Below are 20,267 nucleotides of genomic sequence, written 5' to 3' on the forward strand. Positions count from 1 at the left end.
CGGCTGAATAGGCCATCGGATTTCAAGATTGGGAGTATGCGCGGTTGAGCGCAACACATGATATCGCCACTGGGTCGAACGCCACGCCAGTGGTGACCCGCTTCGCGCCCTCGCCGACCGGCTTCCTGCATATCGGCGGCGCGCGCACCGCGCTGTTCAACTGGTTGTTCGCGCGGGCGAATGGCGGCAAATTCCTGCTGCGGATCGAGGATACGGACCGGGCGCGCTCGACCCAGCCCGCGATCGACGCGATTTTGGACGGCATGCGCTGGCTGGGCCTCGATTGGGACGGCGAGGCGGTGTTCCAGTTCGCCCGCGCCGACCGTCACGCGGCGGTCGCGCAGGAGATGATGGCGCGGGGCCATGCCTATCGCTGCTACATGACGCAGGAAGAGATCGCCGCGCAGCGCGAGGCGGCGCAGGCCGCGAAGCAGCCGCTGCGCATTCGTTCGCCCTGGCGCGACGCCGATCCCGCCACCGCGCCCGAGGGCCAGCCCTTCGTCGTCCGCCTGCGCGCGCCACGCGAGGGCTCGGTGACGATCGAGGACCGGGTGCAGGGCAGCGTCACCGTCCAGAATGCGGAGCTGGACGATCTGGTCCTGCTCCGCTCCGACGGCACGCCGACCTATATGCTGGCGGTGGTGGTCGACGACCACGACATGGGCGTCACCCATGTCATTCGCGGCGACGACCATCTGAACAACGCGTTTCGCCAGTTGCCGATCTACAAGGCGATGGGCTGGCCCGAGCCGATCTACGCGCACATTCCGCTGATCCACGGATCGGACGGCGCGAAGCTGTCCAAGCGCCACGGCGCGGTCGGGATCGAGGCGTATCGCGACGAGATGGGAATCCTGCCCGAAGCGCTCGACAATTACCTGCTCCGGCTCGGCTGGGGGCACGGCGATGCCGAGATCATCGCGCGTGAGGATGCGGTGAAGTGGTTCGATCTGGCCGCCGTCGGCAAGGCACCGTCGCGTTTCGATCTGAAGAAGCTGGAGAACCTCAACGGCCATTACATCCGCGAGGCCGACGATGCGCGGCTCGCCGAGCTGACCGCGCGCCGGATGGGGGTCGAGGATATCGCCACGCTGACCGCCGCGATGCCCTCGCTCAAGCCGCGCGCCGCGAATTTGAACGAGCTGGCCGATGGCGCGCGTTTCCTTTTCGCCACCCGTCCGTTGACGATGGACGAGGCGGCGCAGGGCCTTCTCGATGAAAAGGCACGCAACATTCTCTTTTCGGTACACACCGCGCTTGACGCGGTGCACAACTGGGATACGGAGCTTTTGGAAGACGCGGTACGCACGGTGGCAGAGGCAGAGGGCGTCAAGCTCGGCCAGGTCGCCCAGCCGCTCCGCGCTGCCTTGACCGGACGCAAGACGTCTCCGGGGATCTTCGACGTGCTCAGCCTGTTGGGTCGCGAGGAAAGCCTGGGTCGGATCGCGGACCAGATGACCGCAGATAGGAAGGATCACTGAGTATGAGCGACACCGCGAAATTCAACGTCGGCGGCAAAGAGTTCGACTATCCGGTCATGTCGGGTTCGATCGGCCCGGACGTGGTCGACATCCGCAAGCTCTATGCGCAGACCGGCGACTTCACCTATGATCCCGGCTTCACCTCGACCGCGTCGTGCCAGTCGAAGCTGACCTATATCGACGGCGACGAAGGCGTATTGCTGCATCGCGGCTATCCGATCGGCGAACTGGCCGAGCAGTCGAGCTTCATGGAAGTCGCCTATCTCCTCCTCAACGGCGAGCTGCCGAACAAGGACGAGCTGGAAAGCTTCAACACCACGATCACGCGCCATACGATGGTGCACGAGCAGTTGGCGGCCTTCTTCCGTGGCTTCCGCCGCGACGCGCACCCGATGGCGATCATGTGCGGCGTGGTCGGCGCGCTGTCGGCCTTCTATCACGACTCGACCGACATTCATGACCCGGTGCAGCGGACCATCGCCTCGCACCGCCTGATCGCCAAGATCCCGACGATCGCGGCGATGGCGTACAAGTACAGCGTGGGTCAGCCCTTCCTGTATCCGGACAACTCGCTGTCCTACACCGGCAATTTCCTACGCATGACCTTCGGCGTTCCGGCCGAGCCCTATGAGGTGAACCCGGCCGTCGAGAAGGCGATGGACCGCATCTTCATCCTGCACGCCGATCACGAGCAGAACGCCTCGACCTCGACCGTCCGCCTGGCGGGTTCGTCGGGTGCGAACCCGTTCGCGTGCATCGCGGCGGGCATCGCGTGTCTGTGGGGTCCGGCGCATGGCGGCGCGAACGAGGCCGCGCTCAACATGCTGCGCGAGATCGGCACGCCCGAGCGCATCCCCGAGTTCATCGCGCGGGCCAAGGACAAGAACGATCCGTTCCGCCTGATGGGCTTCGGTCACCGCGTCTACAAGAACTACGATCCGCGTGCGACCGTGATGCAGAAGACCGTGCGCGAAGTGTTCGACGCGCTGAAGGTCAACGATCCGCTGTTCGAGACCGCGCTCCGCCTCGAAGAGATCGCGCTCAACGACGACTATTTCGTCGAGAAGAAGCTGTTCCCGAACGTCGACTTCTACTCGGGCGTCATCCTGTCGGCGATCGGCTTCCCGACCGAGATGTTCACTGTGCTCTTCGCGCTTGCCCGCACCGTCGGCTGGGTCGCGCAGTGGAACGAAATGATCACCGATCCCGACCAGAAGATCGGCCGCCCGCGTCAGCTCTATACCGGCCCGACGCAGCGTTCGTATGTTCCGGTCGAGCAGCGCTAAGCCATGAACCGGGCCCGGCCGATCCTGATCGCCGTCGGTGTGCTTCTGGCACTGACCGGCGGACTGTGGATCGGTCAGGGCCTGGGCTATGTCCGCTGGCCGCAGGAAAGCTTCATGCTGGGCCAGGGCGAATGGGCCGATCGCGGCGCCCTCGTCGCGATCGCCGGACTGGCGCTGATCCTGGTCGCACGGCGATTGCCCAAGCGACGCTGAACGATCGGGATGGTCGGAAAGAGGGCTCCTTCGGGAGCCCTTTTTTTATCGCGCGCGAAGGGCGAAGGTGAAGGTGGCGCCCTGCCCCGGCTCGCTTTCGACAGACAGGTCGCCGCCCATGGCGCGCGCCAGCCGCCGCGCGATGTACAGCCCCAGGCCGTTGCCGCCGGGCTCGGACGGATCGACACGCTCGAACTTCTCGAAGATGCGCGGCTGATCTTCGGGCGCGATGCCCTTGCCGCGATCGGTGACGCGGACCAGCGCCCATTCGTCCTGGCGTTCGACGCCGACCACAACGTCGCTGCCATGCGGGGAATAGCGCAGCGCGTTGCCGATCAGGTTGATCAGTATCTGGAGCGACCGTCCGAAATCGCCGATCGCGGCCATGCCTTCCGACAGGGCCGGGCGGCGGATGGTCACCCCGGCCGAGTCGGCGCGAACCCCCAGCAGACCGGCGGCGCGACGCGCGACGTCGGCGAGATCGATCGGGGTGGCCGCCAGCCGGAAATCGGGCTGCTCGATCGCCTGCAGCTCGACCAGATTGTCGACCAGCCCGATCAGATGCCGTCCGGCATGGGCGATGTCCCCGGCATATTCGGCATAGTCCGCCGCGATCGGCCCGTCGGCGCGCGCCGCGATGCTGTCCGCATTCGCGACGATGCGCGCGAGCGGGGTGCGCAGCGCGCGGTCGAGCCCGGCGGTGAAACTCTCGGTCAGCGGTGGCTGGCTGCCCGGTATCTCGTCCACCGCCTCGCCCGGCGGATCGATCAGGAAGGTCGCACCGATCAGCCCGGCGATCCCGCCCATGCCGTCATGCCGGATCGCCGCCGACAGCCGGACCGGCGCATCGGTCGGGCGCAACCGGGCACAGCGGCCATCGAGCGGTGCCGCACCACGAAGCAGGCCACCCGCATCGCCCGCCGCTGGATCGAAAGCGAACAGGTCGCCGAGCGGCCGCCCCAGCAGCCTGTCGGTATCGAAGCCGTGGCGTGCGCCCGCATCGTGCGACAGAAAGGTCAGGCGAAGCGCGGCGTCCGTCTCCCACCGGAAATCGGCACCGGGCGCAGCATAATCGGGCGGGGCCGCGGTCGGCTTCCAGACCGATCGATCGCGCCAGCCGCTGACGCTCAGGCGGATCTGCCCGGTCTCGGGCCGCGCCTGAACCCAAAGGTCGAGATCGCCCTCGTCATCCGCCACACGGACCTGGCGCGAGACGGGGATGCCCAACCGCCGCGCAAGCCGTGCGACGCGGACGATCGGGGGGACGGCAATCGGATCCTCGCTCCCGCCCCCGGCACGGAGGTGAAGCAATTCGATCGGCGGATCGGCGGACAGCATATGGTCGCCGGCGTCCAGAATGGCGCGCGCCACCATCGATTCGCCGGGGCTGTCGATCGAAGTCATCGCGACGCCCCCTCCAGCCGGGCGATCGCGTCGCGAAAATCCTGGGGAAGCCGCAACGAGGCGATGGCGCCCTGTGCCGCCGCGACCGGGATCGCCATGATCGCATCGATGGCGTCGGCGAAGCGCTCCACATCGCGCCGTCTGTCGGCGTCCGACAGTGCCAGTCCGATGCGGGCGATCGGCGCGCGCCCCAGATCGAGCGCGCGCAGCACCAGCCACAGCCGCTCGCCCTCCGGCTCGATCACGAGTTCGCGCACATCGTCATGATCGATGCCGGACGCATGCGACAGCAGCGCGATGAACAGGCCAAGCTGCCGATCGGACAGGCTTTCCAGAAGCAGATCGGGCAGTTCGGCGGGTCGCGCGTCGATCGCCGCAGCCAGTCGAAGCATCGCCGCGCCCGGCCTGTCCGTCTCTCCCAGCGCCGCCAGCACGCGCTCCGCCGCCTGACCAAGCGCCTGATCGAAATCGCGATCCTCGGCTTGGCGCAGGCTTGCCGCCACCGACCAGACCAGCGATCGCCGCAAGGCGATCGGCAGTCCGATCGCCGCCCCGTCCGGCTCGACCGTGCGCGACCGTCCTTCGGCCGCCAGCACCGCGCGCGCGGCCCCGGCGACGATCCGGTCGGGCGCCTCGGTGAGTCGCACCAGCAGGCTGGGCGCGTCGCCCGCCATCGTCTCGATCGGAAGCGCGTCGGCCAGCATCTGCTGCCGTACCTGGGCGATCAGTTCGCCGACCAGATCCGGGTCGTAAAGGACTCCCGCCTGACGAAGGCGGCGGATGACATCGGCGAGCGGGGTCCTCCGGGCTTCGTCCTGGCCGCCGAGCCGTTCGGCCTGGACCAGCAGGTCGGTCGCGATGGTCGTGACCAGTGCCTCGATCCGCGATCGGACCTCGAAGCGAAGCTGGTCGGTCAGGCGCGCATCGTCATCCAGCCGCAGGTCCGCGACCGCCCCATGCCGCCGGGCCGACGCCCGCGCACGGGCCGTTGCGACCCGCTCGGATAGTCGAGCGGGTTGCCAGTCAAGGGCATCAAAAGGGTCCGGTGCGACCGCCATGCGGCATCGCTAATCCCTTTGATGTTAAAGCGACACTAAACTTGCGCGCGCAATGTCTCGATTGCGGACGCCAAAGTGACGATTGCGTAGATGCCCGCGAGCACCAGTCCACCCAGCGTCACGCCGAGTATCGTCGCGGGCAGCACGACGAGCAGATAGGCCGGCGGACTGGCCCACCAGCGCCGTCGAAACCGGTACAGCGCCGCACGCTCGGTAAGAATGGCGAGAATGATCAAGGTGATGGCGAACACCGGACCGAGATCGTCGGACCAGAGCCGATAATGCTGCCAGCCGAGCACCGCGATGGCGAGCGCCGCCAGCCCGGCGATCGCGGCCGAATGCGCCCGGACCGCGCCCTGCTCGTCGCGCAAACCCGCCAGCGTCTCGCCCAGCCCGAGGCCCAACGTCCCGGCGATCGTCACCAGCAGGCCCATAGCGGGCAAGCCGAGCCCGATCAGGAGCAACCCCAGCGCGCCCAGCCCCGCACCGACCCCGCCCGCGACATGCGCGGGAACCGCACGCTCGACCAGACGCGGCAGGCTGAGCCGGGCGATCGGCGCGAGGATATAGCGATCGAACCAGCTCCGCCGCCCCGACACCAGTCGCGCGACCACCGCGCGCCCCTGCGCATCGAGCGTCTCGGCGCGGTGGACGATGCCGTGGCCCGCCTTCAGCGCGTCGCCGGGCAGCATGATGTGCGTGGCATGTGCCTGCGCCGCCAGCCGCAGCAGCGTCGATTGCAGGTCATAGTCGCGCGGCAGCGCCGCGACCTCGGCGACCCGGCGCGGATCGACGCGCGCGACCCCCGCCCAGGCCATCTGGCCGCCAACCCGTTCCAGCCCCGCCTCGGCGCCCATCTCGGGCACGACGACGAGTGAATCGTGACCGGTGTCGCGCAGGACCAGCGCGATCACGTCTTCCGTCGTGATCAGGCCGTCGGCCAGCACGATCAGACGGGATAGCGGATGAAGCTTCTCCGCCGCCTCGACCGCGCTGCGTACCGTGTCGACGACCACGCCGCGCTGGGCGATGCGGGCGATCGCGCCGAGCAGCTCGGGCGTCAGGCGCGCGACGACGATGATGATCTGCGCCGCCCCCGCGGCAAGAAGCAGCCGCGCCTGATATTCGATCAGCGTGACGCCAGCGAAGGGCAAGGTTGCCGTCAACCGCCCCGGGCGGTCGTCGGCGTCGTCAATCGCGAAAAGAAGACCGGACAGCATCGCCCGCTGTTAGGCGGTTGATGCCGTCCTTGCCAGCCCCGACCGGCGCGCGATCGGCGCCAAGTCCTTCAAAGTCGGGCGACGAGCTTACCGATCTGGTCGAGCAGCGCCGCGTCGCGATGCTCGCGCTCGGAGGCCTGCGCGGCCAGGGTCATCAGCGGCAGCGCGTTGACGCTCGCCGCCAGCCCCTTCAGCCGTAGCGCCGCTTCGCGCCATTCCTGACCGTCGGCCGCCTGGCGCATGACCTCCAACGCGCGGGTCACGCCCTCGACAAAGGCGCGACGCAAATCCTGGATGATGGCGGCATCATCCCCGGCAACTGCCGCCAAAGCGGAGTCGATCGTTCCGTGTTCGTAGGTCATTGTCCCCTCATAAACCGCAAGCTCTCGGGCACGGAATAGCGCAAATCGCTTCCCGCGTCCGGCAAACGTGATAAACCGACCCATTGTGACACGGGGGGCTTGATGATCGTGGATTTGCGCGCAGAGCGTCAGGACAGGTCGGACATGCCGGAGGAGGCGCTCGACATCGCCGCCTCATACTCTGCTCATGCCGAGCCCCCGACCGACAGCCCATGGCTGGACGACGGCCCCATTGCCGAGCCCGTGCCCGCCGACGAGGCCCCGCGCTGGCCACTACTCCTTGCGATGACGGGCATAATCCTGTGGATCGGCGCCATCGCGGCCTGGGCCGCGATGCACGCCAGCGAGCTGACGATCGTAACGCTGCCCCCTATCCTCATCCTCGCGCTGATCGGCCCGATCGGGATCGCGATATTGTGGATGATCGGTCAGCGGAGCAGCCGGGCCGAGCAGCGCCGCTTTGCCGCTACCGCGCGTGACATGCGTGACGAGGCGACCGCACTCGAACTGGCGGTACGCGCGATCGGCCAGGCGCTGGATGCGAATCGCGCCGTTCTGGCGACGCAAGCCGAAACCCTGTCCGATATGATGCAATCGGCCGAAAACCACTTCACGACGATGGCCCACGACCTTGCCGCCGACATCCAACTCGTCGAGGCGCATGGCCGGACCCTGGCCGATATCGCCGCGACCAGCCAGGCCGGACTGGTGCCGCTGCTGCGCGCGTTGCCGCTGGCCGCCGAGGATGTCACCGACGCGAGCGACCGGCTCGCGGAGGTCGCACATGCCGCCCAGGGGCATGTCGCCGCACTCGACACGCAACTGGTCGCGCTGGGGCGGCGGGGACAGGATGCGGACACGATCGCCAGCGGTGCGGCCATGCGACTGGCGCATCATATCGAACAGATGGAGACGACCAGCCGCACCGCCAGCCAACATCTGGAAAGCGTGACGGGGCAGGTCGCCATGACGATCGACGCATTGCTCGACCGGACATCCGAGGCGCTGGACCAGTCGCGTCAGGGACTTGCCGCGCAGGGCGAAGCGATGCTCGCCATGGTCGGGGCGAACCAGGCTGCGCTGGACATCGCGGCGCGCGACAGCGCCGATGCGCTGGCCGAGCGGATCGTCACGGTGGACGCGGCGGTCGCCCGCCTGACGGAGGAACTCGACCTGCAACGCGCGGCGGGCGAGGCGATGATCCGCTCGCTCGACGGCGAGCTGGAACGGGTCGAGACGCGGATCAGCCTGCTCCACTCGCAGGGCACCGAAAAATCGCAGATGCTGGCCGCCTCGATCAGCGCGCTGGGCGGCTCGGCCGATGCGATGACCGGCGCGCTCGAGGCTGGCGAGCAGATGGCCAATCGGGTCATCGGCACGACCGAGACCTTGCTGATCGCGCTCGACGCGGCGGCGCGCGAAATGGACGAGACGCTGCCCGAGGCGCTGACCCGGCTCGACGAACGAATCCTGGGCAGCCACGAGATCGTGGTGCAGACCAAACCCGAACTGCTCGCGCTGGTCGCGGCGGCGGAAAGCACGCATGAGGCGATCGAGGCGATCGCCGATGTCATCGCCGAGCAGCGCCGCACGCTGGAGAGCTTGTCGGGGTCGCTGATCGAGACGCTGTCGACCGGGCGTGCCAAGGCCGATGCGCTGGGCATGATGGTGGAGGAGACGATCGATCGATCGCATCGCTTTGCCGACGACGCCGCGCCCAAGCTGGTCGATGCGCTGCTTCGTGTCCGCGAGACCGCAGCGACGGCGGCGGAAAAGGCGCGCGAGACGCTGGCCGAGGTGATCCCCCAGGCGGCGGAGTCGCTCGCGCAGGCCAGCGCCGACGCGATGCGCCGCGCGACCGGCGATACCGTCGAGCGACAGATCCACGCGATCGTCGATGCGACGCAGAGCGCGGTGGACGCCGCGACGCGTGCCACCGAGCGGCTGGCGGAGCAGGCCGCGCTGATCGACCAGAAGACCGCCTCGGTGGAAACCCGGCTGGACGAGGCGCGTACCGAACGCGAGGACGCCGAACGCGACAATTTCGCGCGGCGCGCGTCGTTGCTGGTCGAGTCGCTCAATTCGGCATCGATCGATATCGCCAAGATCTATGCGCCCGACGTGGCGGACAGCGCCTGGGCCGCGTATCTGAAGGGAGATCGCGGTGTCTTCACGCGCCGCGCGGTGCGGATCCTCGACGCGCAGCAGGCGCGCGACATTGCCGACCTGTATGACGACAACGCCAAGTTCCGCGATCACGTCAACCGCTACATCCACGATTTCGAAGCGATGCTGCGCGGCGTGCTCGCCCAGCGCGACGGATCGCCGCTGGGCGTGACGTTGCTGTCGTCGGACATGGGCAAGCTGTATGTGGCGCTGGCGCAGGCGATCGAGCGGTTGCGGTAAAGGGGGGAGTCCCGTGCACCTCGACTTCGCCCAGTGCGAACGCGAAGGCCAACGGAACCCCTCACCCGTTCAAGGCATAGACCCGCAACCGATGCCCATCGGGATCGAGCGCGACGAAGCTCCGCCCGAACGGCCGATCCGTCGGCGGCATCAGAATGGCAACACCCTGCGCCAGCCATTCCGCGTGACAGGCATCCACCGCGTCATGGCCACGCCGGAAACCCAATTCGATAGACCCGGTCGTGCCATGCGCGGGCGGATCGATCACATCGCGACGCCACAGGCCCAGGGTCGTGCCGGAGTCCATCACGAACAGGGTGAAGGCGTCGCCCACATCGACCGGCTCGCGCTGCAATATCCCGCGATAGAATTCGATGCTGGCGTCCATATCGGCGACGTGCAGCAAAATGGTGGTGGTGGGACCGGACATGAAAGGCTCCTTCGTTCGAGAGGAGCACCGCCTATCCGACCGCCGCGTCAGTTTCCGTCAGCAGGAAACGCTCCTGCGGGATGCCCTCAGCCTCGCACCATTCGCGGAGCAGGACCGCGCGACGACGGGGGTAGCGCTCGGGCAAGGTCCGGGCGGTGACGATCCTGTCGATGCGGAACGTGCGATAGGCGCCGCGCAGCTCACACCAGCCCAGCAGGACGTCGGCGCGGTCGAACAGCGCGATCGCGATCGGCCAGATGATCCGTTCGGACGCCTGCCCTTCGCCATCGCGATAGAGCAGCGACAATCGGCGCTCCGCCCGGATCGCGGCGCGCAAGGAGGCCGGGGCGACCGCCGCTTCATAAGGTTCGGCGCGCGAAGCAATGAACAGGGCCGTGTCGCGCATTGCATCGGCCTGCTCCGCCGTCATCGCGCGCATGATCCGGGTCGCCGCACTCCGCGCCGCCTGCCCCATGGCCGGATCCGCCCGCTCCGCGACCCAGCGGGCGCCGAGGACCAGCGCCTCGACCTCCTCGATCGGGAAACGCAGCGGCGGCAGCACGAAACCCGGTCTCAGCCGATAACCGACCCCCGCCGCGCCCTGGACATCGGCACCCATCGCCTGAAGCGTCGCGATATCGCGGTACAGGGTACGCAGCGAAATGCCGAGTTGCTCGGCCAGATGCCGCCCGGACACGACGCCACTCTGGCGGTGGAGCAGATGGAGAAGATCGAACAGCCGGGGCGCGCGCGCCATGTCAGACGCGTCCGCTCACCCCACTCCAGTCGAGCATGTCGGCGGTGATCCAGCCATAGACATAGTTCAGGTAGAACAGGACGAACATCACCGTCGCGACGATCGTCGTGCGCAGAAAGAAGCGCCCGATCAGAAAGACATGCGGCGCACTTTCGGCGGTGCCGACGATATGGACCCCGCCCGCCTCGTGCGTGGTCCTGACCCCGAAGGGCAGGACCAGGAACACGGCGAGGAACCAGAACAGGACGTAGATCGCGAGGGCCGACGTCCAGTGCATGGCTCAGCCCTCGATCAGCAGGACGTCGACGATCGGCTTCTTACCGGTCCAGCGCGTCGCCACCTTGCGCACCGACAGACGGATATCCTCGCGCAGCTTGTCGGTGGCGCGACGTGGGCCGTCCACCGCCTTGGCGGCGGCGGCGATCGCCTCGGCGATGAAGGCATCGCGTTCGTCTTCGACCGGCACACCCTGCACGCGGATCTGCGGATGGCCGACCAGCCGCCCCTTGGCGACCGCGACACCGACCGAGATCTGGCCATTGATCGCCAGCTTCCGCCGCTCGTTCATGGTCGAGCCGTCCGACGGGAGGATCACGTCGCCGTCGAGCACCAGGCGCCCGACCGGCACATTGCCGATCTTGGTCGCATTGCCCGGAAGCAGGCGGACCATGTCGCCATCCGACTGGACGATGGTCTGCGGCACGCCCTGGGTCGTGGCGAAGCGGGCATGTTCCATCATGTGCCGCATCTCGCCGTGCACCGGCATCAGCGTGCGCGGGCGCAGCCACTTGTACATCTGCGCCAGTTCGGGCTGGCCGGGATGGCCCGAGACATGGACATGCGCCTGACGCTCGGTGACCATGCGGACGCCCTTGCCCGCCAGGATGTTCTGGATCCGACCGACCGCCGTTTCGTTGCCCGGAATCTGGCGGGCCGAGAAGATAACCGTGTCACCGGTGTCGAGCCGGATCGTGTGACTGCCCTCCGCGATACGCGACAGCGCCGCGCGCGGCTCGCCCTGGCCACCGGTGGCGACGATCAACACGCGGTCCTTGGGCAGGCGCATCGCGGTCTCCGGGTCGACCGTCTCGGGGAAGCCCTTGAAGTACCCACAGGCCTTGCCGACCTTCAGGATCCGGTCGAGCGAGCGGCCGGTGACGCACAGCTTGCGCCCGGTCTCCTTGGCGACCTCGCCCAGCGTCACGAGACGCGCGGCGTTGGAGGCGAAGGTGGTGACGACCACCCGACCCTTGGCCTTGGCGACCGTTTCGGCAATGCCGGGGCGGACGCTGGCTTCCGAGCCCGATGCCTCGGTATTGAAGGCGTTGGTGGAGTCGCAGACCAGTATGTCGACGCCACGGTCGCCGATCGACGAAAGCTGCGCCGGGCTGGCGGGCTTGCCGATGACGGGGGTCTGGTCGAGCTTCCAGTCGCCGGTATGGAAGACGCGGCCGACGGCCGTCTCGATCAACAGCGCATTGGCTTCTGGGATGGAGTGCGACAGCGGCACGAAGGTGAAGTCGAACGGGCCGACCTCGAACGCCTTCCCCGCCTCCATCACGCGCAGCTTCACGCGGTTGGCGCTGCCCTCCTCCTCCAGCTTGCCGCGGACGAGCCCGGCGGTGAAGGCGGTAGCGTAAATCGGCACGCCCAGATCTTCGGCGAGATAGGGGAGCGCGCCGATATGGTCCTCATGGCCATGGGTCAGCACGATGCCGACCAGATCGTCCAGCCGGTCCTCGATAAAGCTGAGGTCGGGCAGGATCACGTCGATGCCGGGATAGGCCGGATCGGCGAAGGTGATGCCGCAATCGACCATCACCCATTTGCCTTCGGTGCCGTACAGGTTCACGTTCATGCCGATTTCGCCCGATCCACCGAGCGCGCAGAACAGCAATTCTTTCTTGGGAGTCATTCACTTCCTGACAATGGAAACCCCTCCCCGCTGAAAGCGGAGCCATGGGGCATTAGGGATGCGCCGGTCAGGGCGCGGTCATTCTTTCGCGGATCCGGACGCCCGGCGGTCTGTTCGCGGGCTGTCCGTTCCGAAACTCGTCTACCGAATATGGGCCCGTTCCCACAGGATCGCCAGCCCCTGAATGGTCAGATCGGGCTCGATATGGTCGAAAACATCGGTATGCGGGCTCAACAGCGCGGCCAGCCCGCCAGTGGCGAGCACCTTGACCGGGCGGCCGACCTGCGCCTTCAGCCGCGCGACCAGCCCCTCGATCATCGCGACATAGCCCCAAAAGATGCCGATATGCATCTGGTCGACCGTGTTGCGGCCGATGACGCTGCGGCTGGCGGGCGCCTCGATCGCGATGCGCGGCAGCTTGGCGGCGGCGGTGACCAGCGCGTCGAGCGACAGGTTGATGCCTGGCGCGATGATCCCGCCCTTATACGCCCCCTGATAGTCGCTGATGTCGAAGGTCGTCGCGGTGCCGAAATCGATGGTGATGAGATCGCCGGGATGGAGTTCATGCGCCGCGATCGTATTGACCGCGCGGTCGGCACCCAACGAGGCGGGCTCGTCGACGTCGATCGCAATCCCCCAGTCGACGGGCGCTCGACCGGCGATCAACGGATCGACCTTGAAATATTTCTGGGCCAGCACCTGCAGATTGTGGAGCGCGCGCGGCACGACCGTGGCGATGATGACCCCGGTGACGTCCTCGCGCGCATAGCCTTCCAGCGCCAGCAACTGGCTCAGCCAGACCGCATATTCGTCGCCGGTGCGGCGCGGATCGGTGGCGATGCGCCAGCGCCCCTTGATCGTCCGCCCGTCGAGCAGCGCGAAGACCACATTGGTATTCCCGGCATCGATCGCAAGCAGCATGGTTCGTCCTTCAGACCAGGAAGATGTCACCGGCGTGGATGACATGGCTTGCGCCGTCCGCCAAGCCGAGCCGCAACGCCCCATCGCTCGCCAAACCGTCGAAGGTGCCGGTCAGCACCTGTCCGTCGGGAAGCCGCGCGGTGAGAACAGCACCACGCGGATGCGCCCGCGCCTCCCAGCGCGCGATGATCGCGGCCAGGCCGTCCTCACGCCAGGTCGCGACCCAGCGGCTCATCGCGTCGGCGAGGCGCGCCTGCATCGTCGCGGGCGCGACAGCGACGCCATGATCGCACAGCGCGGTCGTGGCGCGGTCGGGAAGCTGCGGGGCCGACGCCAGGTTGATCCCCATGCCGATGACGATCGCATCACCCGTCCGCTCCAGAAGAATACCCGACAGCTTCGCTCCATCGATCAGCAGGTCGTTGGGCCATTTGAGACTGAGCCGCGCGCCGATCTCCGGGAGCGAGGCGCGAACCGCCTCCTCCATCGCGACAGCCGCGACCAGCGCCAGCGTCGCGGGCATCGGATCGCCGGGGCGCAACCGCACGAGGGTCGATCCATGGAAATTGCCCGAGGGCGAGGACCAGTCCCGCCCCTGGCGTCCGCGCCCCGCCGTCTGGCGGTCGGCGCGGAGCCACAGACCGTCTTCGCCGCCAGCGTCCGCAAGCTGGCGAAGATCGGCATTGGTCGATCCCGTTTCCGGGACGTGCAGCAATCGGCTCAGAACAGCGCCCGAGCGGCTGCCAGCGACCAGGCGCCCAGCAGCGGGATCGCCAGATAGCCGACCGGCGAGACGAACAGCGCCGACAGGGCGATCAGGCCGCTTTCGACCGGCTGGGCATCGCTATTGTCCCAGGCGCCAGCGGGTTCATCGAAGAACATCGTCTTGATGATGCGCAGGTAATAATAGGCACCGATCACCGAGGCGACGACGCCGATCACCGCCAGCGGGAACAGGCCCGCCGCGACCGCCGCGTTGAACACCGCGAACTTGGCATAGAAGCCGAGCAGCGGCGGAATGCCCGCGACCGAGAACATGAAGAACGCCATGGCCCAGGCCATTGCCGGACGCGTGCGCGACAGACCCGACAGGCTGGCGATCGACTCGAGCGGATTGCCATTCTCGTCGCGCATCCGGATGACGATCAGGAACGCACCCAGCGTCATGACGACATAGATGGTCAGGTAGGTCAGCACCGCCGCGACACCCTGCGCCGTACCGGCCGCCAGACCGATGAGCGCGAAGCCGACATTGTTGATCGACGAGTAGGCGAGCAGCCGCTTGATGTTGGTTTGCCCGATCGCCGCGACCGCACCCAGGATGATCGACGCGAGCGCGGCGAAGGTCACGATCTGCTGCCACTGCTGCGCGGCGGAGCCCATCGCCTCGACGGCGACGCGCACCGCCAGGGCCATTGCGGCGACCTTGGGGGCCGAGGCGAAGAAGGCCGTCACCGGGGTCGGTGCACCCTCATAGACGTCCGGGGTCCACATGTGGAACGGCACCGCCGACATCTTGAACGCCAGGCCGGCGAACACGAACACCAGACCGAACATCAGGCCCAGCGAACGCGTGCCCATCGCCGCGTCGCGGCCATAGGCACCCGCGATCTGCGCGAAATCGGTCGAGCCCGAGAAGCCGTAGACCAGCGAAATGCCGTAGAGCAGGATGCCCGACGCGAGCGCGCCAAGCACGAAATACTTGAGGCCCGCTTCCGCCGAACGTCCATCGCGCCGCATGAAGCTCGCCAGCACATAGGCCGACAGGCTCTGCAGTTCGAGACCGACATACAGGGTCAGCAGGTCGCCCGCCGACACCATCATGCCCATGCCGACCGACGAGAGCAGCATCAGGATGGGATATTCGGGACGCAGATCCTCACCCGGCGAGCGGGCGAAGAAACGCGGCGCCATGATGATCGCCACGGCGGTCGCCAGATAGATCAGCACCTTGGCGAAACCGGCAAAGGCGTCGGCGCGGTAGAGCCCGCCAAAGGCGAGCCCGCCGGTGGTGGCAGGTCCGGCCAGCGCGACCATCGCCCCCGCCAGCACGAACACCGCCGCGATCGAGATACCCCGCGTCGAGGCGGTGCCCCCCCAGGCGGCGACGAGCATCAGCGCGATCGCGCCGAGGCTCAGCACCAGCTCGGGCAGGACCATCAAAAGGTTCAACGAATAGCTCATCAGTGCGCCTCCCCGTGCGCAGCTTGGTGCGCGACTTGGCGCTCCGGGGCATGGGTGGTCGCGAGCGCGGGGTTACCGGCGGTCGGGCGGCTGTCCGAACCGGGGTTGGCGCGATCGACACGCTGCAACAGGATCGCCACGTCCTTGCGCATCGGCGCGAGGAAGCTTTCCGGATACACGCCCATCCACAGCGTCACCGCCGCGATCGGCGCCAGCAGCCACAGCTCACGGCTCGACAGGTCGGGCATCGCCGCGACCTCATCCGACTTGATCTCGCCATAAGCGACACGCCGGTAGAGGTAGAGCATATAGGCCGCACCCAGGATGATGCCCGTGGTGCAGAGCAACGCCGTCCAGGTCGACACCTGATAGGTGCCCATCAGCGACAGGAACTCGGCGACGAAGCCGCTGGTGCCCGGCAGACCGATCGACGCCATGGTGAAGAACAGGAACAGCACGGCATATTTGGGCATGTTGATCGACAGCCCGCCGTAGCGCGCGATCTCTCGGGTGTGCAGCCGGTCATAGATGACGCCGACGCACAGGAACAGCGCGCCCGACACCAGACCATGGCTGAGCATCATGATCATCGCGCCTTCGATGCCCTGCTGGTTGAAGGCATAGAGGCCGATGGTCACGATCGCCATGTGCGCGACCGACGAATAGGCGATCAGCTTCTTCATGTCGGACTGCACCAGCGCGACCAGCGAGGCATAGATCACCGCCACCGCCGACAGCGCGAAGATCAGCCAGGTCAGCTGTCCGCTCGCCTCCGGGAACATCGGAAGCAGGAAGCGCAGGAAGCCGTAACCGCCGAGCTTCAGCAGCACGCCCGCCAGGATGACCGAACCCGCCGTCGGCGCCTGGACGTGCGCATCGGGAAGCCAGGTGTGGACCGGCCACATCGGCATCTTGACCGCGAACGAGGCGAAGAAGGCGATCCACAGCCAGGTCTGCACCGAAGCCGGGAAGTCATAGGCCAGCAGCGCCGGGATCGACGTCGTGCCCGCCGTGCGCGCCATGTAGAGCATCGCGACGAACATCAGGAGCGAGCCGAGCAGGGTGTACAGGAAGAACTTGTACGACGCGTAGATGCGGTTCGCCCCGCCCCAGATGCCGATGATGAGATACATCGGGATCAGGCCGGCTTCGAAGAAGACGTAGAAGAGGAACAGGTCCTGCGCCGCGAAGGTGCCGATCATCAGCACCTCGGTAAACAGGAACAGGCCCATATATTCCGGGACCCGCTTGTCGATCGCACGCCAGCTGGCGCCGATGCAGATCGGCATCAGGAACACGCTGAGCATGATCAGCAGCAGCGCGAAGCCGTCGATGCCGAGCGACCAGCCGAACGGGCCGAAGATGCCGGGGGCATGTTCGACGAACTGCCACTGGGCGCCGCCCACATCGAACTGCGTCCAGAGCAGGATGCCCAGGGCGAAGTCGATCAGCGTGGCGGCGAGCGCCAGCAGGCGTGCCCCCTGCGCGGTGAGGAAGAGGCAGGCGATCGCGGCAACAGCCGGGACCGCCAGCATGACGGAGAGGATCGGGAAGCCCTGCATCACGCGATCAACCCAAAATGGCCCAGGTGACGGCCGCGGTCAGGCCGATCAACATGACGAAGGCATAGCTGTAAAGGTATCCCGTCTGGAAGCGCGCCGCACCCTTGCTGCCCTGCTGGATAAGCCAGGCGACACCATTGGGGCCGAAACGGTCGATCGTCTTCTCGTCGCCACGGTGCCACAGGAACCGGCCGATCGCGAAGGCGGGACGCACGAAGAGGAAATGGTAGATCTCGTCGAAATACCATTTGTTGAGGAGGAAGCGGTACAGGATGCGGAACTGGTCCGCGAACTTGGCCGGGAACTCCGGTGCGCGGATATAGGTCAGATACGCGGTCAGCAGGCCGAGCAGCATCACCACCGTCGCCGACAGCTTCACCCACACCGGCACGCCGTGCATCGAATGCATCAGATGCTCGTTGAACGCGATCGCGCCCTTCCAATAGCTCTCGCCCGACTCCGGCTCGATGAACCAGCCGTGGAAGACGAAGCCCGCCGCGATCGCACCGATCGACAGGACGATCAGCGGGATCAGCATGACGAGCGGGCTTTCATGCGGATGATAGCCGCCGGTGCCTTCCGGAAGGTCGGTCTGCGACTTGCCATGGACGTGCGGCTCGTCACCGGCGTCCTCGGCATGGGCGACATTGTGGTGCGCCTCGTCATGATGATGTGCATCATGGGCGTGCGCATGATCGTCATGGCCGTGACCATGCGCATCGTGCAGCGCGTGCTGGATATGCTCCGACGCGATCCAGCGCGGCTTGCCCCAGAAGGTCAGGAACATCAGGCGCCACGAATAGAAGCTGGTCAGCAGCGCCGCGATCACGCCCGCCCAGAAGGCGAAGCCCGAACCGCCCGCATAGGCCACTTCGATGATCGCATCCTTCGAGTGGAAGCCCGCGAAACCGAACGCCATCGGGTTGCCGAACAGGGCCGGGATACCGACGCCGGTGATCGCCAGCGTGCCCATCATCATCGCCCAGAAGGTGACGGGGATGTGGCGACGCAGACCGCCATAATAGCGCATGTCCTGTTCGTGATGCATCGCATGGATGACCGAGCCCGCACCCAGGAACAACAGCGCCTTGAAGAAGGCGTGGGTGAACAGGTGGAACATCGCCGCGCCATAGGCGCCGACACCCGCCGCGAAGAACATGTAGCCGAGCTGCGAACAGGTCGAATAGGCGATGACGCGCTTGATATCGGTCTGCACCGTACCGACGGTCGCCGCGAAGAAGCAGGTGCAGGCGCCGATCACGGTGATGACGCCCATCGCGGTCGGCGATGTCTCGAACATCGGCGACAGGCGGCACACCATGAACACGCCCGCCGTCACCATGGTCGCCGCGTGGATCAGCGCCGACACCGGGGTCGGGCCCTCCATCGCGTCCGGCAGCCAGGTGTGGAGGCCAAGCTGCGCCGACTTGCCCATCGCGCCGACGAACAGCAGCAGGCAGAGCACGGTCATCGTGTCGAACCGATGCCCCAGGAAGCCGATGGTCGAACCCGCCATGGTCGGCGCGGCCGACAGGATCTCGGGGATCGAGACGGTCTTGAACACCAGATAGGTGCCGAAGATGCCGAGCATGAAGCCGAGATCGCCGACGCGGTTGACGACGAACGCCTTGATCGCGGCCGCATTGGCCGAGGGCTTGCGGAACCAGAAGCCGATCAGGAGGTAGGACGCGAGACCCACGCCTTCCCAGCCGAAGAACATCTGGACCAGATTGTCCGCCGTCACGAGCATCAGCATCGCGAAGGTGAAGAGGCAGAGATAGGCGAAGAAGCGCGGCTGATCCGGCTCCTCGCTCATATAGCCCCAGCTATAGAGGTGGACGAGCGCCGAGACGCTGGTGATGACCACCAGCATGATCGCGGTCAGCGAGTCGACGCGAAGCGCCCAGTCGACCGACATGTCGCCGCTGGTGATCCAGTGGAGCACCGGCGTGACGGTCGCGACGTTGGCGCCCGACAGATAGCCGATGAAGATCGGCCAGGAGAGAGCGCAGGAGATGAACAGCGCGCCGGTCGTGACGACCTTGGCGGGCACGTTCCCGATGGCCTTGTTGCCGAACCCCGCAATGGCGGCGGCCAGCAACGGCAGGAAGACGATAGCGAGGATCAACCCGATTACCCCTTCATCCGGTTGACGTCGTCGACCGCGATGGTGCCGCGGCCACGGAAATAGATGACCAGGATCGCCAGGCCGATCGCCGATTCACCGGCGGCCACGGTCAGCACGAACATGGCGAAGACCTGACCCACCAGATCCTGAAGCGCGGCCGAGAAGGCGACGAGGTTCAGGTTCACGGCGAGCAGGATGAGTTCGATCGCCATGAGGATGACGATCAGGTTCTTCCGGTTGAGGAAGATACCCAGCACCCCCATGGTGAACAGGATCGCCGCGACGACCAGATAATGGACGAGACCGATCGTCACAGTTCCACCCCCTGCCCGATGGGCTGATTGATGTTGCGGATCGCCTCATGCGGCTGACGCGCATTCTGCTTGGCGATGTTCTGCGGCCGGACGCCACCGCGCTTGCGATGCGTCAGCACGATCGCGCCGATCATCGCGACGAGGAGGACAAGGCCCGCGCCCTCGAAGATGAACAGATAGCGGGTGTAGAGCAGGTTGCCGATCGCCTGGATGTTGGACACCTCGGGCGCGATCGGGGCCGCGCGGGCCGCCAGCTGCACGCCACCGACGCTCCACGCCTGAAACGCGATGATGACCTCGGCCAGCAGCGCGACGGCGAGCGCCAGGCCCAGCGGCAGGTAGCGCGCGAAGCCCGCCCGCATCGCCGCGACCTCGATATCGAGCATCATGACGACGAAGAGGAACAGCACCGCGACCGCGCCCACATACACGATGACGAGCAGCATCGCGATGAACTCGGCCCCGCACAGCACCATGAGGCCCGCGGCGTTGAAGAACGCCAGGATCAGCCACATGACCGAGTGCACCGGATTGCGCGACGCGATCGTGAGCCCTGCGGACACGATCACCACGGTCGCGAAAATATAGAAGGCGATAGCCTGTATCACTGCCTGTCAGGCCCCTTT

At 66.8% G+C, this 20,267-nt stretch carries 19 protein-coding genes; 4 read left to right on the plus strand and 15 right to left on the minus strand.

The window, feature by feature from the left end; translation table 11 throughout:
• The first annotated feature begins 44 nt into the window (after nt 1-44).
• The 3 genes from gltX to LRP66_RS07080 are packed head-to-tail and all read left to right on the plus strand — an operon-like array spanning nt 45 to nt 2,980.
• On the plus strand, nt 45-1,481 hold the full coding sequence (gltX, locus tag LRP66_RS07070; protein ID WP_230481800.1) for a glutamate--tRNA ligase: 1,437 nt from the start codon (nt 45-47) through the stop codon (nt 1,479-1,481).
• Between the two features lie 2 nt (nt 1,482-1,483).
• Nucleotides 1,484-2,767 carry a citrate synthase gene (locus tag LRP66_RS07075; RefSeq protein ID WP_230481801.1) on the plus strand — a complete coding sequence of 428 codons (1,284 nt, stop codon included), beginning with the start codon at nt 1,484-1,486 and terminating at the stop codon, nt 2,765-2,767.
• A gap of 3 nt (nt 2,768-2,770) precedes the next feature.
• Nucleotides 2,771-2,980, plus strand: coding sequence for a hypothetical protein (locus LRP66_RS07080; RefSeq protein WP_230481802.1), 210 nt, complete (start codon nt 2,771-2,773; stop codon nt 2,978-2,980).
• A gap of 45 nt (nt 2,981-3,025) precedes the next feature.
• Here LRP66_RS07080 and LRP66_RS07085 read toward each other — a convergent pair whose 3' ends face one another.
• From LRP66_RS07085 to LRP66_RS07100, 4 genes are all read right to left on the minus strand, one after another.
• The gene (locus tag LRP66_RS07085; RefSeq protein ID WP_230481803.1) at nt 3,026-4,384 is read right to left on the minus strand and encodes a sensor histidine kinase; all 1,359 of its coding nucleotides are present in this window, start codon (nt 4,382-4,384) and stop codon (nt 3,026-3,028) included.
• Nucleotides 4,381-5,442 (minus strand): DUF2336 domain-containing protein, encoded by a 1,062-nt coding sequence (locus tag LRP66_RS07090; protein WP_230481804.1) that lies wholly within the window; start codon nt 5,440-5,442, stop codon nt 4,381-4,383. The genes LRP66_RS07085 and LRP66_RS07090 overlap by 4 nt, the downstream gene beginning before the upstream one ends.
• A 35-nt stretch (nt 5,443-5,477) precedes the next feature.
• Nucleotides 5,478-6,662 carry a hypothetical protein gene (locus tag LRP66_RS07095; protein WP_230481805.1) on the minus strand — a complete coding sequence of 395 codons (1,185 nt, stop codon included), beginning with the start codon at nt 6,660-6,662 and terminating at the stop codon, nt 5,478-5,480.
• 68 nt (nt 6,663-6,730) lie between these two features.
• Nucleotides 6,731-7,024 carry an Hpt domain-containing protein gene (locus LRP66_RS07100; protein WP_230481806.1) on the minus strand — a complete coding sequence of 98 codons (294 nt, stop codon included), beginning with the start codon at nt 7,022-7,024 and terminating at the stop codon, nt 6,731-6,733.
• A gap of 102 nt (nt 7,025-7,126) precedes the next feature.
• On the opposite strand from LRP66_RS07100, the gene LRP66_RS07105 reads away from it, so the two are divergent.
• A complete protein-coding gene (locus LRP66_RS07105) occupies nt 7,127-9,430 on the plus strand; it encodes a hypothetical protein (RefSeq protein ID WP_230481807.1) in 2,304 nt (767 codons plus the stop codon).
• 61 nt (nt 9,431-9,491) lie between these two features.
• Here the strand turns inward: LRP66_RS07105 and LRP66_RS07110 are convergent, their stop codons facing one another.
• The 11 genes from LRP66_RS07110 to LRP66_RS07160 all read right to left on the minus strand — a co-directional run bounded on the left by LRP66_RS07110 (nt 9,492) and on the right by LRP66_RS07160 (nt 20,249).
• Complete coding sequence (locus LRP66_RS07110) at nt 9,492-9,860, minus strand: VOC family protein (RefSeq protein ID WP_230481808.1); 369 nt, start codon at nt 9,858-9,860, stop codon at nt 9,492-9,494.
• Nucleotides 9,861-9,891: 31 nt separating this feature from the next.
• A complete protein-coding gene (locus LRP66_RS07115; protein WP_230481809.1) occupies nt 9,892-10,617 on the minus strand; it encodes a helix-turn-helix transcriptional regulator in 726 nt (241 codons plus the stop codon).
• Nucleotide 10,618: 1 nt separating this feature from the next.
• Entirely contained in the window at nt 10,619-10,894 is a 276-nt protein-coding gene (locus LRP66_RS07120) for a DUF1467 family protein (RefSeq protein WP_230481810.1), read from the minus strand.
• A gap of 3 nt (nt 10,895-10,897) precedes the next feature.
• Nucleotides 10,898-12,532 (minus strand): ribonuclease J, encoded by a 1,635-nt coding sequence (locus tag LRP66_RS07125; protein WP_230481811.1) that lies wholly within the window; start codon nt 12,530-12,532, stop codon nt 10,898-10,900.
• Nucleotides 12,533-12,673: 141 nt separating this feature from the next.
• Nucleotides 12,674-13,453 (minus strand): type III pantothenate kinase, encoded by a 780-nt coding sequence (locus LRP66_RS07130; protein ID WP_230481812.1) that lies wholly within the window; start codon nt 13,451-13,453, stop codon nt 12,674-12,676.
• A 10-nt stretch (nt 13,454-13,463) separates the two neighbouring features.
• Nucleotides 13,464-14,168, minus strand: a complete 705-nt coding sequence (locus LRP66_RS07135) for a biotin--[acetyl-CoA-carboxylase] ligase (protein WP_230481813.1) — start codon at nt 14,166-14,168, stop codon at nt 13,464-13,466.
• Between the two features lie 5 nt (nt 14,169-14,173).
• Nucleotides 14,174-15,637 (minus strand): NADH-quinone oxidoreductase subunit NuoN, encoded by a 1,464-nt coding sequence (gene nuoN, locus LRP66_RS07140; protein WP_230481814.1) that lies wholly within the window; start codon nt 15,635-15,637, stop codon nt 14,174-14,176.
• Nucleotides 15,637-17,199 (minus strand): NADH-quinone oxidoreductase subunit M, encoded by a 1,563-nt coding sequence (locus tag LRP66_RS07145; protein ID WP_230481848.1) that lies wholly within the window; start codon nt 17,197-17,199, stop codon nt 15,637-15,639. The genes nuoN and LRP66_RS07145 overlap by 1 nt, the downstream gene beginning before the upstream one ends.
• A 7-nt stretch (nt 17,200-17,206) precedes the next feature.
• A complete protein-coding gene (nuoL, locus tag LRP66_RS07150; RefSeq protein ID WP_443026666.1) occupies nt 17,207-19,327 on the minus strand; it encodes an NADH-quinone oxidoreductase subunit L in 2,121 nt (706 codons plus the stop codon).
• Between the two features lie 5 nt (nt 19,328-19,332).
• Nucleotides 19,333-19,641: an NADH-quinone oxidoreductase subunit NuoK gene (gene nuoK / locus LRP66_RS07155; RefSeq protein ID WP_007404079.1), complete on the minus strand. Its 309-nt coding sequence runs from the start codon at nt 19,639-19,641 to the stop codon at nt 19,333-19,335.
• Nucleotides 19,638-20,249 carry an NADH-quinone oxidoreductase subunit J gene (locus LRP66_RS07160; protein WP_007404217.1) on the minus strand — a complete coding sequence of 204 codons (612 nt, stop codon included), beginning with the start codon at nt 20,247-20,249 and terminating at the stop codon, nt 19,638-19,640. The genes nuoK and LRP66_RS07160 overlap by 4 nt, the downstream gene beginning before the upstream one ends.
• Nucleotides 20,250-20,267 lie beyond the last annotated feature (18 nt).

This window comes from Sphingomonas sp. Leaf21, from assembly GCF_916858675.1.
GTDB lineage: Bacteria > Pseudomonadota > Alphaproteobacteria > Sphingomonadales > Sphingomonadaceae > Sphingomonas.